We start from the raw sequence: 14577 nt of genomic DNA on the forward strand, positions 1-14577 counted from the left end.
TTATATGGCATTTGAAACAAGTGTCTCATTGAAAGACTGCAAATATACCTATAGTCTACATCCCAACGTTAAGAAATATACCCTTCGTGACAATACCTTTGCAGTCACAAAAGTTGGTAATTACGAGTTAAATCGTTTGCTTGAAGCTGTTCCAAACAGCGGGGAAGGTTTCTTGTTAAAAATCATCTTCAACAAAGATCTGACTGGATTTAAAATCAATATTACAGACAAGTCTGGACTTCGCCTGGTTAATATCTTTAAAAATCCAGAGAATGATATCATTCAACAAAAATTCTATTTCTTAATGGATAGTCTCGTAGAGAGAGAAATTTTTAACAAAACTGAGGCCTAATATGGTAACCCTAACTTATATCGATGCTTATCAAGTGGAACGGACCATTACCTACTCCAACCTTGCAGCCTGCATTCTAGCTTTTTCGGGCTGTGTAACCTTACCAGACAATTATAAGATCGTATCGATTACATACAAGGGAGATTCCCTCCCCTATACTGGACGTGTCGATGGTCTTTACGCTTTTTTGAAAAAGATAGAACAAGCTGAAAACTAAGCTGATGCTGATGGACCTCTCCACCGCCATCAGCTTTTTTCTTTCCATAAAAATATTTTTGAAAAATCATTGTAGATAGTTGATTTTTTCACAATCTTTCTATACAATAAGAGGGAAAGGTTGTGATATTGTGAAACATGATAAAAATACTCCAATTCCACGTGCAACAGCAAGACGCTTATCGCTCTACTACCGGATTTTTAAACGGTTTAATTCTGAAAAAATTGAGCGCGCCAATTCCAAACAAATTGCTGATGCGATAGGGATTGACTCTGCTACCGTTCGCCGAGATTTTTCCTATTTCGGGGAATTGGGAAGACGGGGATTTGGTTACGACGTAAAAAAACTAATGAACTTCTTTGCAGATCTTTTGAATGACAATGCGATTACCAATGTTGCTATCATTGGGATCGGAAATATGGGGAGTGCCCTCCTCAACTATCGTTTCCATGAGCGCAATAAAATGAAAATTGTCATGGCATTTGATTTAGATGATCATGAATTGATTAATACTAAGAGTAAAGATGGTATTCCTATTTTTGGTATTTCAACCATTAAAGAAAAACTCAAACAAGAAGGGATTAAAACAGCTATCCTAACGGTTCCAAGTGTCAAGGCTCAAGAAGTTGCAAACCTCTTGGTAGAAGCTGGTATCAAAGGCATTCTAAGCTTTTCACCAGTACATTTGACAGTTCCTAAAGACGTCGTCGTTCAATATGTCGACCTTACTAGTGAATTACAGACACTTCTTTATTTCATGCGTAAAAATGAAGAATAAAGATCAGCATTAAAACAATAACAACTAAAGGGTTGGAACAGCTAGTTCCAACCCTTTTTAAACTAAATAATCCGTCTCTTCTCGATAACTATAATAGTCATCTTCGGATACAATTAAGTGATCCAATAAGGTTAAGCCCATCAACTCACAGGCCTCTAGAACGCGATGCGTTACTTCATCATCATTCTTGCTGGGAAATACAGCACCAGACGGATGGTTATGCGCTAAGATAATGGAGGTTGCCATGTGTTTCAGTGCATAATGTAGGATTTCTCGTGGTTCTGCAATACTCCGATTTACCGTTCCAATAAAAATGGTCTGTTGATGAATAATTTCATTCTGTGTATTCAGATAGAGGGCAACCAGGTGCTCCTGCTTCTTATGGCCGATTTCTTGTTGAATTTTATGGGCCAGTTTTTGACTGCTCATGATTTGTTCAGAACTCATTAATTCATCTTTATGAATCCTCCGACCAAACTCAAAAACAGCCTGAAGTTCGATGGCCTTAACACGACCAATTCCAGAGATTTCTTGGAGTTCTTCCAAAGTCAATTGCCCCAATTCCTTTAAACTAGTGACTGAACTTAAAAGACCTTGTGCAATCTCGTAAACACTCTGTTGTTTATTGCCAGTCCGTAAGAGAATAGATAGCAATTCCTGATGACTCAACTTCTCCACACCTTCAGAAATCAAACGTTCTCTGGGAAGTAAAGATGGTTCAATAAATGAAATGTCGTACATAATTTCCTCCTCACCTATTAATTCGTAATAAAATGAGAAAATGACGACTTTTCATTATTTACAAGCGATTTCTTGTTTCAAATTGTCTAACACTAAGACTTCATCCTTATTGAAACGAATCTGGTAACCCGTTTGAACTTGTTCTAACTCCTTCAAAAATTGTTGAATTTCACATCGAATCAAGTACTCCTGACTCTGAGGAATCGCCTCTAGTGCTTGGTAGACTTGCTCTACTTCGTAGATGCCTTTCGTAATTAATCCGTTTCGCGGAAAATCATTTACTAAGAGATTGTAGAAATGATGCAAGAGATGATAAATTCGCTCTTTCGTCACTACTCTACCTCCTTATCATACTCTTTCTAATCCTATTATATACTGTAATTCCCTCTATATTATGACAACTTCCTTACATTATATTACCAATCTCTTACAATTTTACAAGAATGCTTCTTCCTTCACAAAGTTCTAGCCATATACATAAAGCCCAGGCATTACTGCCTTGGGCTTTATTTTTTTATAGTTGCATTTGATTATAGGACTTGCTAAATGAATCCAGGATCTCTTTTGGAGCTTTGTCGTAGTCAACAGAAGTTTCCAAATTTCCTTTTACAATCGTACGATAAGTTGCTGCCGCATCCTCACAGGTCACCAGTGTAATTTCATTAACACCTTCACGGTCTTGAATGACATCGACACGGTCTGGTGTCACTGTCTCCACAGAGGAAATCACATAGGTATAGATTTTTTCTTTATCTGTGATGTAGATCTTCATACCAGCTTTGGCTTTCTCTAACGGTGAAAACAACATGGCATTTGCTCCAGTTAAGCCAAATACGTGGTGACTAGCGAGAGAGTAATTCCCTTGTCCCATGACTTGAGTTTCCTTCATGGTACCCGCTCCATAGTAGAGCGCGACATTTTCCAGTCCTTTAAAAATTGGAAGGTTCATATTCAATTCAGGAATCGAAATCCCCCCGATTACAGGAAGCTGTTGAGCCTGCCATTGGGCATTGATAACAGCTTCCGTTGAGAGCGACTCAACATCTTGGAAATCAAAGCTCGTCTTCACTTCTTTATTCTTATCAATGGTCTTTTTGTCGACCTTGCTAACCTGGTATTGGTTGGTATGCCATACCATGATCATATTTCGGATCGGAGCATTGAAAATCAAGAGAAGTGAGAGAATAATCAAGAGTGTTGCAACGATATTGATAAGAGTATTACGTAAACTCTTTTTCTTTTTTCTTTTGCGTGACATGCTGTCCCCTTATCTATTCGTTTTCTTCCACTACTTCTTCATCCTTTTCATCAGGTTGCACCGTTGTAAAGGTCACAATTTTAGCATCCTGATCAAGTCGCATCACTTTCACTCCCTGAGTGGAACGACCTGTCTGAGAAATGTTGGCTACACCCGTCCGGATCATGACCCCAGTATCAGTAATGATCATCAGGTCTTCATCTCCTTTAACAGTTAAAAGACCAGCTAATGCACCATTTTTCTCTGTAATATTGGCTGTCTTGATTCCTTTACCGCCACGGCCTTTAGTTGGGTATTCGCTCGCTATGGTGCGTTTTCCATAACCTTTTTCGGTAATAATCAATACTTCATCCTGATCGGTGACGACACTTGCACCAACAACCTTGTCACCTTCGCGGAGATTAACCCCACGTACCCCTGTGGCAGAGCGTCCCATATTACGTACAACAGATTCGTTAAAGCGGACAGAATAACCATACTTGGTACCAATAATAACGTCTGTATTTCCGTCTGTAAGGAAGACGTTGATCAATTCATCCTCGTCTCGTAGGTTCAAGGCTTTCAACCCATTTTGACGGATATTAGAAAATTCTGCTACATTGGTCCGTTTCACCAAACCTTGTCGAGTCGTAAAGAAGAGATAGGCTTCATCACTTCGGTCTTGCTCAACATTGATAATGGTTTGTATGGACTCTCCATCGTCCAATTTCAACAGGTTAACAATCGGTAGACCCTTGGCTGTTCGACCATATTCGGGAATCTCATAGCCTTTTAGACGATAGACACGCCCTTTATTAGTAAAGAAGAGCAAGTGATCATGGGTGCTTGTAGAAACTAATTCACGAACAAAGTCATCATCCTTGACTCCTGTACCTTGAACCCCACGACCACCACGTTTTTGAGCAGTAAATTCAGCTTGATCCAAGCGTTTAATGTACCCTTTGTTGGACAGGGTAATCAAGACGTCTGTTTCTTCAATCAAGTCCTCATCTTCAAGAGAAAGAACTTCTCCAACCATCAATTCTGTGCGACGAGGATCACCAAACTTGCGTTTGACTTCTTCCAATTCTTCCTTGATGATTGCAGCCACACGCTCTGGTTTTGCTAAAATATCCGTCAAATCAGCAATCAAGGCAACCAAATCATCGTATTCGCTTTGGATCTTGTCGCGTTCCAAACCAGTCAAACGACGAAGACGCATATCCAAAATAGCCTGGCTTTGGCGTTCAGAGAGTTTGAATTTAGACATCAATTCAGCTTGGGCTTCCGCGTCAGTCTGACTATTGCGGATAATCCGGATAACTTCATCGATGTGATCAAGAGCGATTAAGAGACCTTCCAAGATATGCGCACGAGCTTCCGCCTTCTCTTTATCAAAGATGGTCCGACGAGTCACTACTTCTTTTTGGTGCTCAATATAAGAACTCAAAATCTGGCGAAGAGAAAGAATTTTTGGAACACCATTTTGGATGGCCAACATATTGAAACCAAAGTTGGTCTGCATTTGCGTCATCTTGAAAAGATTGTTCAAAATAACGTTGGCAGAGGCATCCCGACGTACCTCGATGACAAAACGAACCCCTTCACGGTTGGATTCATCTCGTACAGCAGTAATCCCTTCAATCCGTTTTTCTTGCACCAAGCGCACGATATGTTCATGGACCTTGGTCTTATTGACCATATATGGAAATTCCGTTACGACAATGCGTTCACGGCCACTCTTCGTTTCCTCGATTTCCGTACGAGAGCGAAGAACAATTGAGCCTTTCCCTGTTTCATAGGCCTTATGAATACCTGATCTTCCCATGACCAAGGCTCCAGTTGGAAAATCTGGACCAGGCAGCACTTCCATGAGTTCACGAGTGGTCACTTCAGGATTATCCATCATCAATTTGACGGCATCTATCGTTTCACCGAGATTATGAGGAGGAATATTAGTAGCCATCCCTACAGCAATTCCTGTAGCGCCATTTACAAGAAGGTTAGGGAAGCGTGCTGGTAGCACCAAGGGCTCCCGTTCACTGGAATCATAGTTATCTGCAAAATCAACTGTATTCTTATTGATATCCCGCAACATCTCAAGTGCGATCTTGCTCATACGGGCTTCTGTATACCGTTGTGCAGCGGCCCCATCTCCGTCCATAGAACCAAAGTTCCCATGGCCGTCCACTAGCATATAGCGATAGCTCCACCATTGCGCCATCCGAACCATGGCTTCATAAATAGAGGAATCTCCGTGTGGGTGGTATTTACCCATAACATCCCCTGTAATACGGGCTGATTTTTTATGTGGTTTGTCAGGAGTGACACCCAATTCATTCATTCCGTATAAAATACGACGGTGAACGGGTTTCAGGCCATCACGAACATCAGGGAGCGCACGAGCCACGATTACGCTCATGGCATAATCAATAAAACTCGTCTTCATTTCTGATGTTAAATTAACATCAATTAGATTATTATCCTGCATTCAAAAAATGCCTCTCTTTACTTAATTCACCATACTATTATAACACATTTTAGCCTTTTTTTCTTCTAACGAACACAAGAGTAAAAACGTTTACATAAAGGATTGCCACTATATCAGATGACAAAGACTGGCAAAAGTGGTAGAATGAAATCGTATGAGAATCTATCTCAAAAAAATAAGAAGGAGACGTTTAGACTCATGACTTTGACTAAACAACACAAAAAAGTTATCCTTGTCGGTGACGGTGCTGTAGGTTCATCTTACGCATTTGCACTTGTCAACCAAGGAATTGCACAAGAGCTTGGAATTATTGAAATTCCTCAATTGCACGAAAAAGCTGTTGGAGATGCGCTTGACCTTAGCCACGCCCTTGCCTTTACTTCACCTAAGAAGATCTATGCGGCTGAGTACGCTGACTGTGCAGACGCTGATCTTGTTGTAATTACTGCAGGTGCTCCTCAAAAACCAGGTGAAACTCGTCTTGATCTTGTTGGTAAAAACCTTGCCATTAACAAATCAATCGTAACACAAGTTGTTGAATCAGGATTTAACGGTATCTTCCTTGTCGCTGCTAACCCAGTTGACGTTTTGACATACTCTACATGGAAATTCTCTGGATTCCCTAAAGAACGCGTTATTGGTTCAGGTACTTCACTTGACTCAGCTCGTTTCCGTCAAGCTCTTGCTGAAAAATTGGATGTCGATGCTCGTTCAGTGCACGCCTACATCATGGGTGAACACGGGGACTCAGAATTCGCCGTATGGTCACACGCTAACATCGCCGGTGTAAACCTTGAAGAATTCCTTAAAGACACTCAAAACGTTAAAGAAACTGAATTGATCGAATTGTTCGAAGGTGTTCGTGATGCTGCTTACACTATCATCAACAAAAAAGGTGCTACATACTACGGTATCGCAGTTGCCCTTGCTCGTATCACTAAAGCAATCCTTGATGATGAAAATGCAGTGCTTCCACTTTCAGTATTCCAAGAAGGCCAATATGGTATCAGCGATGTCTTTATCGGTCAACCAGCTGTTGTAGGTGGACACGGTATCGTACGTCCAGTAAATATCCCATTGAATGATGCTGAACTTCAAAAAATGCACGCTTCTGCAAAAGAATTACAAGCCATCATTGATGAAGCATGGAAAAACCCTGAATTCCAAGAAGCATCTAAAAACTAATCAATCAGTGATAAGACTCTCTAATGATAGTGAGTCTTTTTTTACTCTGGAAAAACAAAAAAGGTTGAGAAACTCAACCTTTTCTTCTTTCCACCCTGAGGGAATCGAACCCCCATCTCAAGAACCGGAATCTTACGTGATATCCATTACACTAAGGGTGGCAACTGTTATAGTATATCAAATTTTTAAGTATATTACAAGTAAAAAAAGCTTACCAAAAGGTAAGCTTTAAAAATATTATAATTCGATATCACCAAACAAGTCAGCCATTGAGAATCCAGTTTGAGTTTCTGGAAGATCAAAATCACGTTTTTCTTGTTTTGGACGACGTGGACGTTGTTGACGTTTTTCTTGTTTTTCGCCTTCTTCTTGAGCTGGACGTTCTTCAAGAGCTTTGATAGAAAGTGATACACGTTCATCAGCAGCATTTACTTCAAGAACTTTAACAGTTACTTCTTGTCCAACTTTAAGAACATCTTTTGGATTTTCAACACGTTTGTGTGAAATTTGTGAGATGTGAACAAGTCCATCAATACCTGGCAATACTTCAACGAATGCACCGAAGTCAGTCAAACGTTTAACAGTACCTTCGATGACATCACCAGCAGCTAATTTTTGTTCTACACCATCCCATGGTCCAGGTGTTGTAGCTTTCAATGAAAGTGATACACGACCTTCTTCTTCGTTCAAGTCAAGAACTTTCACTTCGATTTCTTCACCTACAGTAACAACTGATTTAGGTGAAACGTTGCGTTCATGTGACAATTCAGTCAAGTGAACCAATCCATCAACACCACCAAGGTCGATGAAAGCACCGAAGCTAGTGATACGGGCAACTTTACCAGTTACAACATCACCAACATTCAATTTACCGAATACTTCTGCGCGAGCAGCAGCTGATGCAGCTTCAACAACTTCACGACGAGAAAGGATAAAGCGGTTTTCTTTTGGATCTACTTCTTTGATTTTTGCATCAAATTCTTGACCTACGAAACGTTCAGTGTTACGTACAAAACGAGTATCAAGCATTGAAGCTGGAATAAATCCACGAAGTCCTTCAAATTCAACTGAAAGGCCACCTTTAACAGCGCGAGTTCCTTTAACAGTAACAACTTCTTCTTCACGTCCGACCAATTTGTCCCATGCTTTGCGAGCTTCTAAACGTTTTTTAGATACAAGGTAAGTTACTGTATCAGTATCTTTACCAACTACTTGACGAAGAACAAGCAATTCAAGTGTTTCACCTGGTTTTACCAAGTCGTTGATGTCAGCATCACGATCGTTTGTCAATTCGCGAAGAGTCAAAACACCTTCGACACCAGTTCCAGAGATTGCAACGTTAGCTTGGTTAGCGTCAACTGTCAATACTTCAGCAGTAACAACGTCACCTGGTTCAACTTGGCTAACACTGTTTAGCAAATCTTCAAATTCATTCATCTAAAAAATCCTCCAACAATCAAGTTTTCTAAACTTGACATACTTATAATTATTTTTCCTAAGCAAGCACTCGCAACGTAATCAAAATGATCTACAACGACATCTTCATATAAAGAAATAAAATACCTGAGTAGATATTTTACCACCTTATCTGATATTACCTAGAACTGGGGTAGCTGGATTCGAACCAACGCATGAGGGAGTCAAAGTCCCTTGCCTTACCGCTTGGCTATACCCCAAGAATGAAATGGAGAGAGAGGGATTCGAACCCCCGAACCCGAAGGAGCGGATTTACAGTCCGCCGCGTTTAGCCTCTTCGCTATCTCTCCATATAAATCAACAGGATCTATTATACCATTGATTTATTATGATTGCAAGCCCTTATTTGTTCAAATTATAATTTTCTATTAAAATTTCAACGGCTTTTTCAAGTTTTTTGTAAAGGGAATCAACATTTCCATTCTTGATAATGGCAAACTGCTCTCCCATATCTGCAATTTCACCAATCGTTTTCTTTCCAATAGACAAGGTAAATCCATCGAAGGTATCTTTACCAACTGTCACCTTGCTATCCACGATTTGAATCTCAATTTTTTTATCTTTTTTACTCATTTCAAACCTCTTTTCACTTTTTCTATTTTACAAAAATTCTTATAATGACGCAAGAAAAAAGGGAATGGGTTAGAAAGAAATTCCTTCGTAATCCCACTCCCACAAGGGTATTTTGAACCCTTATGAGCTTGAATGAGAACCTTAGTAGCAGGTTCCTAAATGTTAATCCACTTTGATAATCCATCCTTCAGGCGCTTCAACATCTCCGAATTGGATCCCTGTCAATTCGTCATAAAGTTTCCGTGTGACAGGTCCTACTTCTGTTTCTGAATAGAAGACATGGAAATCATCTCCGTGTTGGACACCACCGATTGGGGAGATGACAGCTGCGGTACCACAAGCTCCTGCCTCAACGAAGCGATCTAATTCATTGATATAAACATCCCCTTCTATCGGTGTCATACCAAGACGGTGCTCTGCTAGATAGAGCAAGGAATATTTGGTAATCGATGGTAGGATAGAAGGACTCAATGGGGTCACAAATTCATTGTTGGCTGTGATTCCAAAGAAATTGGCCGATCCGACTTCTTCAATCTTAGTATGAGTTGCTGGATCCAAATAAATCACGTCAGAAAAGTTCTGAGTCTTGGCTAATTTACCAGGTAAAAGGCTAGCCGCATAGTTCCCACCAACCTTGGCTGCACCTGTACCATGAGGAGCAGCACGGTCATATTCATCTTGAATCAAAAAATTAGTCGGCACCAAACCACCTTTAAAGTAGTTTCCAACTGGCATAGCAAAAATGGTAAAGATATACTCATCAGCAGGCTTGACTCCAATGATATCTCCAACCCCAATTAATAGCGGACGGAGGTAAAGAGTTCCTCCAGTACCATACGGTGGAACGTAATCTTCGTTGGCTTTCACAACTGCCTTACAAGCATCGACAAACATGTCCGTTGGAACTTGTGGCATCAGCAAACGATCGGATGTCCGTTGCAAACGTTTGGCATTTTCATCTGGACGGAACAATTGGATGCTTCCATCTTTTGTACGGTAGGCTTTCAACCCTTCAAAGGCTTGCTGACCGTAATGCAAGCTAGGAGACGACTCTGACAAATGCAAAGTCGCATCTTCAGTTAATCCGCCTTTTTCCCATGCTCCATTGCGGTAATGAGCTAAATAGCGAAAGGGTAATTTCATATATGAAAAGCCAAGGTTTTCCCAATCAAGTGATACTGTCATGATCGTACTCCTTAAATTCTTTCTATTCGACCTGGTTCAGGTCCATTCAATTTCTCAATCTATGTAGACTATTGTACACCATTTCATGAGAATTTCAAGTGATATTTTCAATTTTCAGAAAATTTATTTTTAAAGAAAGTCAGTCTTGTAACAGACCGACACTTTCTTTTATTTGATGGTGGCAGAAAAAACTTCATGATCCGAAATGGTGTCATTTATGAAGGATCCATTACTTGTTCTTTCTGAAAGACTTAATTGAGTCAGATCAACCTCTGTCACCTGACCTGTTGTGGAGGTAATCTGAAGGATTTGATCCTGCTCTCCCACTTCTTCCTGGCTCGTAAAGAGATCGAAATCTCCTTTGTCCGTAAAGACTGGACCTGCCTTGAAGACACGGTGTGGTTTAGACTTCAATTCACGTAAGACTTGAAGACCACGTTTGGCACGGCTGGTCACAGGAATATCATCTTGTGACATCCGTTTGAGACTGCCTCGCTGGGTCAGAATGTACATGCTTGGAGTCGTCGACTTAAAGGCGGCAGCAACTTGATCTCCGTCTTTGAGGTTAATAGCTTTAACACCTGCTGCTTTGGCACCAACTACTGGCACCTCTTCAATATTGAAGCGCAGACCATAGCCATTTTGGGTAATGATCATGATGTCCTCGAGGACAACTGGTGCAACCGCTACGATACGGTCCTCTTGGTCTTTCAGCTTAGCGTACTTCGTTGATTTAGAACGATAGGTCCGCCATGGGCTCAATTCCTTGCGTTCAAAGCGCTTGATTTGGCCTTGTTGGGTAGCTGCAAAGTAGCTCACACCCTCAAACTGATCCACAATCTCTGCAAAAAGTATTTCTTCTTCCTGCTCAAAATTGGTCAAGGTTTGACTGAGGTGTTCGCCGATGTCCTTCCACTTGGTATCTGCTAATTCATGAACAGGTCGATAAATGGCATTTCCCAAGTTGGTAAAGAGTAAGAGATGCTGGGTAGTCTTAGCAGGCTCTAGGAAAATCAATTCATCGTCGTCCCGCTTACCGACTTCTTCCACTGTTGAGGCATTGAAAGAACGAGGAGAGGTTCGTTTGATATATCCAGCACGGGTCACACTCACGAAGGTTTCTTCTTCGACAATGAGGCTGGCTGTATCAATCTCAATCGTTTTAGCAGTATCTTGCAACTCACTGCGACGCGGATTACCAAAGAGCTTCTTAACTTCACGCAATTCCTTCTTCATGAGATTGAACATGGTCCGTTCATCCCCAATGATAGCGGCCAAGGTCGCGATTTGCTCCTTGAGGTTAGCATGCTCTTCTTCCAAGGTGACAATATCTGTATTGGTCAAACGGTACAGTTGCAAGGTGACAATGGCTTCTGCTTGTTCTTCGGTGAAATCGTAGCTGATCTTAAGGTTTTCCTTAGCATCTGCCTTGTTATCAGAAGCACGGATCAGAGCGATGACTTCATCAAGGATAGAAATGACGCGAATCAATCCCTCTACAATGTGGAGGCGTCGTTCGGCCTTTTCCTTGTCAAAGCGAGAGCGAGCGACAATGATATCTCGACGGTGAGCAATGTAGCTAGACAGAATCGGTAAAATCCCCACTTGACGTGGTGTGTAGTTATCAATCGCCACCATATTGAAGTTGTAGTTGACCTGCAAATCTGTATACTTGAACAAGTAGTTCAAGATCAAATCTGCATTGGCATCTTTCTTCAACTCAATGGCAATACGAAGACCATCCCGGTCAGACTCATCTCGAACTTCTGCAATACCGGCCACCTTGTTATTGACACGAACATCGTCGATCTTCTTGACCAAGACGGCCTTGTTGATCTCATAAGGAATCTCAGTGACGACGATTTGTTGCTTACCGCCTTTGAGTTGCTCAATCTCTGTTTTAGAGCGGACAACCACCCGTCCCTTACCAGTTTCATAGGCTTTCTTGATCTCATCGCGACCTTGGATAATGGCACCGGTCGGGAAATCAGGTCCAGGTAGAAACTCCATGAGCTTGTCTACCTTGGCAGATGGATGGTCGATCATGTAGACCACGGCATCGATGACTTCAGCAAGGTTATGGGGCGGAATATCCGTCGCATAACCAGCAGAAATACCAGTCGCCCCATTGACTAAAAGGTTTGGAAAGGCTGCAGGCAAAACAGTTGGCTCTTTTTCTGTATCGTCAAAGTTCCAGGCAAATGGCACTGTGTTCTTTTCGATATCTTGAAGGAGATAACCAGCAATTTCAGATAGACGGGCTTCCGTATAACGCATGGCAGCCGGTGGATCACCGTCCATAGAGCCATTGTTACCGTGCATCTCAACAAGAATCTCACGATTCTTCCAGTCTTGAGACATGCGGACCATGGCATCATAGATCGAACTATCCCCGTGAGGGTGAAAATTCCCCATGATATTTCCGACAGACTTGGCCGACTTGCGGTAGCCCTTGTCATGGGTATTGCCATCCTTATTCATAGAATAAAGGATCCGCCGCTGAACAGGTTTCAAGCCATCCCGAATATCAGGAAGAGCCCGTTCTTGAATAATGTATTTGGAGTAGCGACCAAAGCGCTCTCCCATGATGTCCTCTAAGGACATATTTTGGATATTACTCATATAGGATACAAAGCCCGTAAAATACAAAGTGAAAATAGGAAATTCTTGCAGTGAGCCATGCTCACAAGAGAATTTATCTTTTTCACACAGTATTTAGGGCGTGTTCAACTCCTTTCAAAGAATGTTGAGTAGATTTTTTAGAAAAAGGAATTCAGTTACTTCAAGTAACCAAACGATCCTTTCTGTAGTTTAAAGTGTTTAAAATAGTTGATTGGATCAATGATTTGACAGTTTTTCCTCAGCATAAACCATCATCTTCTCAGCCACTTCCTGATCATAGGTAAATCCCGATTTTTGGGCTAGGATTTGAGCTTCCCGATCAAAAACATTCATGGTAGCAAATAAGGATTGACTGATCTTCTCTAAACTAGATAGATCTAGCAAAGCTGAGAACTCCTTCTCCTTCTCAATTGGCAAATAGTGAAAGAGGTACTTGTAGCTCTTACCGATATCGACTGTTCCCCTATCGCTTGCTAGCTGCCAAGCCAAGACCTTGAGGAGTTCTTGCTGGCAAATGCCATAGAGATGATCGGTCGCATAGATGAGTTGACTTCTTCGAATGGCCTTTACGACATAAGCCGATACCCACCAAAATTCATTGCAGGAGGCTGCAAATTCTTCTTCGGTAGGTGGATAAGTCCAGTAACGATTGGAATTGGGCTGATAGGCTTCAAACAAACCTTTGTCGTCTTTTAAGACTTTGAAACCAGCCTCACTATCCACCCACTCTTGGATATACTCCTTGGGGCAGAGGGTTAAATCAATACGATTCCCATCTTCAAAAAGCATGAGATACAGACGACGGTGTCCAAGGACATTGTGCTGTTCAATCAGACGCATTCCAAACTGGTCTAGCCATGATAAATCAGAAATCAGGTCTTCTAGATTATCAACAATATAGACCACATCATAATCTTGGAACTCATCTTCTTGGGTCTGTGGATTGATCCGCGAGCCGGACATGGCGACTGCATCGACCTGTAGCACTTTTGCGGTTTGCAAAATCAAATCAAACATCTCAGTTTCAGTTCTCATGGGAATACCTGCCTTTTTAGTGGAAACTCTTGAATCTGTATAGGACATGTCTATAAAGCGGACTGTCTGCTGGAACTTTTTCATTATCAAATTCTTTGACAAATTCCATGCTCAGTTTTTGCATGACTTTTTGCGAAAGTTGATTGAGTAAGGATGTAAAAGAGTAAACTTCTTACAAGCTAGCTTGCTGAAAAGCAAAGTCTAGACAGACTTGGGCAGCCTCCGTCGCATAACCTTCTTGGCTAGTTCAAGCGAATCTGTCAGAACCAGTTTGTTGTCAAGCGTCATTGGCTGTCTCCTTTCATTCAGATTTTCTAAATCCTGTACCAACAGGCTTAAAACTTATTGCCCGATAAAATCCATCTGCTTCAGATATTAATTCAATCCGTGTCAAAGGATATTTTTTGTGGATCTCCTCAATCAGCTGCTGTCCCAGTCCTTTTCTGCGGTGGGATTTATCAATAATTATTTCAGCTAAAAAGGTCGTCAGCACTTCATCCGTCAGATAACGGGCAAAGCCAAGGATTTTCTGGTCCTCTTCAAGCACCAAGTAATGAGACAGATTTGTTGAAAATAGAGATGTCACTTTTTCCTCTGTAAAAGAAAGCCAATTTTCACTTTGATAAAGGCTATAAATAGCTTGACAATCTTTTCTGCTTGCAGGTCTGATAATCATCTTCTATTC

General features: G+C 41.3%; 14 protein-coding genes, 3 tRNA genes and 1 pseudogene. 4 read left to right on the forward strand and 14 right to left on the reverse strand.

Annotation, left to right across the window (positions count from 1 at the left end; all coding sequences use genetic code 11):
* Positions 1-4: 4 nt before the first annotated feature.
* The 3 genes from QM968_RS01185 to QM968_RS01195 all read left to right on the forward strand — a co-directional run bounded on the left by QM968_RS01185 (position 5) and on the right by QM968_RS01195 (position 1347).
* Positions 5-352, forward strand: coding sequence for a DUF1831 domain-containing protein (locus tag QM968_RS01185; RefSeq protein ID WP_009730974.1), 348 nt, complete (start codon positions 5-7; stop codon positions 350-352).
* Between the two features lies 1 nt (position 353).
* Positions 354-569 (forward strand): DUF4649 family protein, encoded by a 216-nt coding sequence (locus QM968_RS01190; RefSeq protein WP_009730973.1) that lies wholly within the window; start codon positions 354-356, stop codon positions 567-569.
* 130 nt (positions 570-699) lie between these two features.
* Positions 700-1347: a redox-sensing transcriptional repressor Rex gene (locus QM968_RS01195; RefSeq protein ID WP_009730972.1), complete on the forward strand. Its 648-nt coding sequence runs from the start codon at positions 700-702 to the stop codon at positions 1345-1347.
* 57 nt (positions 1348-1404) lie between these two features.
* On the opposite strand, the gene radC is transcribed toward QM968_RS01195, so the two are convergent.
* From radC to gyrA, 4 genes are all read right to left on the reverse strand, one after another.
* Positions 1405-2088 carry a RadC family protein gene (gene radC / locus QM968_RS01200; RefSeq protein WP_009730971.1) on the reverse strand — a complete coding sequence of 228 codons (684 nt, stop codon included), beginning with the start codon at positions 2086-2088 and terminating at the stop codon, positions 1405-1407.
* Between the two features lie 54 nt (positions 2089-2142).
* Entirely contained in the window at positions 2143-2421 is a 279-nt protein-coding gene (locus QM968_RS01205; protein WP_009730970.1) for a hypothetical protein, read from the reverse strand.
* 181 nt (positions 2422-2602) lie between these two features.
* Entirely contained in the window at positions 2603-3346 is a 744-nt protein-coding gene (locus QM968_RS01210) for a class A sortase (protein ID WP_009730969.1), read from the reverse strand.
* Between the two features lie 13 nt (positions 3347-3359).
* Positions 3360-5816, reverse strand: a complete 2457-nt coding sequence (gyrA, locus tag QM968_RS01215) for a DNA gyrase subunit A (protein WP_414381585.1) — start codon at positions 5814-5816, stop codon at positions 3360-3362.
* Positions 5817-6014: 198 nt separating this feature from the next.
* Between gyrA and QM968_RS01220 the strand changes: the two genes are divergently transcribed.
* Positions 6015-7001, forward strand: coding sequence for an L-lactate dehydrogenase (locus tag QM968_RS01220; RefSeq protein WP_414325523.1), 987 nt, complete (start codon positions 6015-6017; stop codon positions 6999-7001).
* A gap of 89 nt (positions 7002-7090) precedes the next feature.
* Here QM968_RS01220 and QM968_RS01225 read toward each other — a convergent pair.
* The 10 genes and pseudogenes from QM968_RS01225 to QM968_RS01270 form a co-directional block, all read right to left on the reverse strand.
* Positions 7091-7162 (reverse strand) — tRNA-Arg (locus QM968_RS01225).
* Between the two features lie 76 nt (positions 7163-7238).
* Positions 7239-8438 carry a 30S ribosomal protein S1 gene (gene rpsA, locus QM968_RS01230; RefSeq protein WP_009730966.1) on the reverse strand — a complete coding sequence of 400 codons (1200 nt, stop codon included), beginning with the start codon at positions 8436-8438 and terminating at the stop codon, positions 7239-7241.
* Between the two features lie 167 nt (positions 8439-8605).
* Positions 8606-8677, reverse strand: a tRNA-Gln gene (locus tag QM968_RS01235).
* 9 nt (positions 8678-8686) lie between these two features.
* A tRNA-Tyr gene (locus QM968_RS01240) sits at positions 8687-8767 on the reverse strand.
* 52 nt (positions 8768-8819) lie between these two features.
* Positions 8820-9050 (reverse strand): DUF2969 domain-containing protein, encoded by a 231-nt coding sequence (locus QM968_RS01245; RefSeq protein ID WP_009730965.1) that lies wholly within the window; start codon positions 9048-9050, stop codon positions 8820-8822.
* A gap of 162 nt (positions 9051-9212) precedes the next feature.
* Positions 9213-10238: a branched-chain amino acid aminotransferase gene (locus QM968_RS01250; protein WP_414382458.1), complete on the reverse strand. Its 1026-nt coding sequence runs from the start codon at positions 10236-10238 to the stop codon at positions 9213-9215.
* A gap of 165 nt (positions 10239-10403) precedes the next feature.
* Positions 10404-12857 (reverse strand): DNA topoisomerase IV subunit A, encoded by a 2454-nt coding sequence (parC, locus tag QM968_RS01255; protein ID WP_414381588.1) that lies wholly within the window; start codon positions 12855-12857, stop codon positions 10404-10406.
* A 216-nt stretch (positions 12858-13073) separates the two neighbouring features.
* Positions 13074-13892, reverse strand: coding sequence for an aminoglycoside 6-adenylyltransferase (locus QM968_RS01260; protein ID WP_414382461.1), 819 nt, complete (start codon positions 13890-13892; stop codon positions 13074-13076).
* A 16-nt stretch (positions 13893-13908) separates the two neighbouring features.
* Positions 13909-14127, reverse strand: a pseudogene (locus tag QM968_RS01265) (GNAT family N-acetyltransferase); the annotation flags it as partial.
* A gap of 66 nt (positions 14128-14193) precedes the next feature.
* Positions 14194-14568: a GNAT family N-acetyltransferase gene (locus tag QM968_RS01270; protein WP_414381591.1), complete on the reverse strand. Its 375-nt coding sequence runs from the start codon at positions 14566-14568 to the stop codon at positions 14194-14196.
* Between the last annotated feature and the right edge of the window lie 9 nt (positions 14569-14577).

The sequence above is a fragment of the Streptococcus sp. OMI870 genome, assembly GCF_047460295.1.
In the GTDB taxonomy this organism is placed as follows: domain Bacteria; phylum Bacillota; class Bacilli; order Lactobacillales; family Streptococcaceae; genus Streptococcus.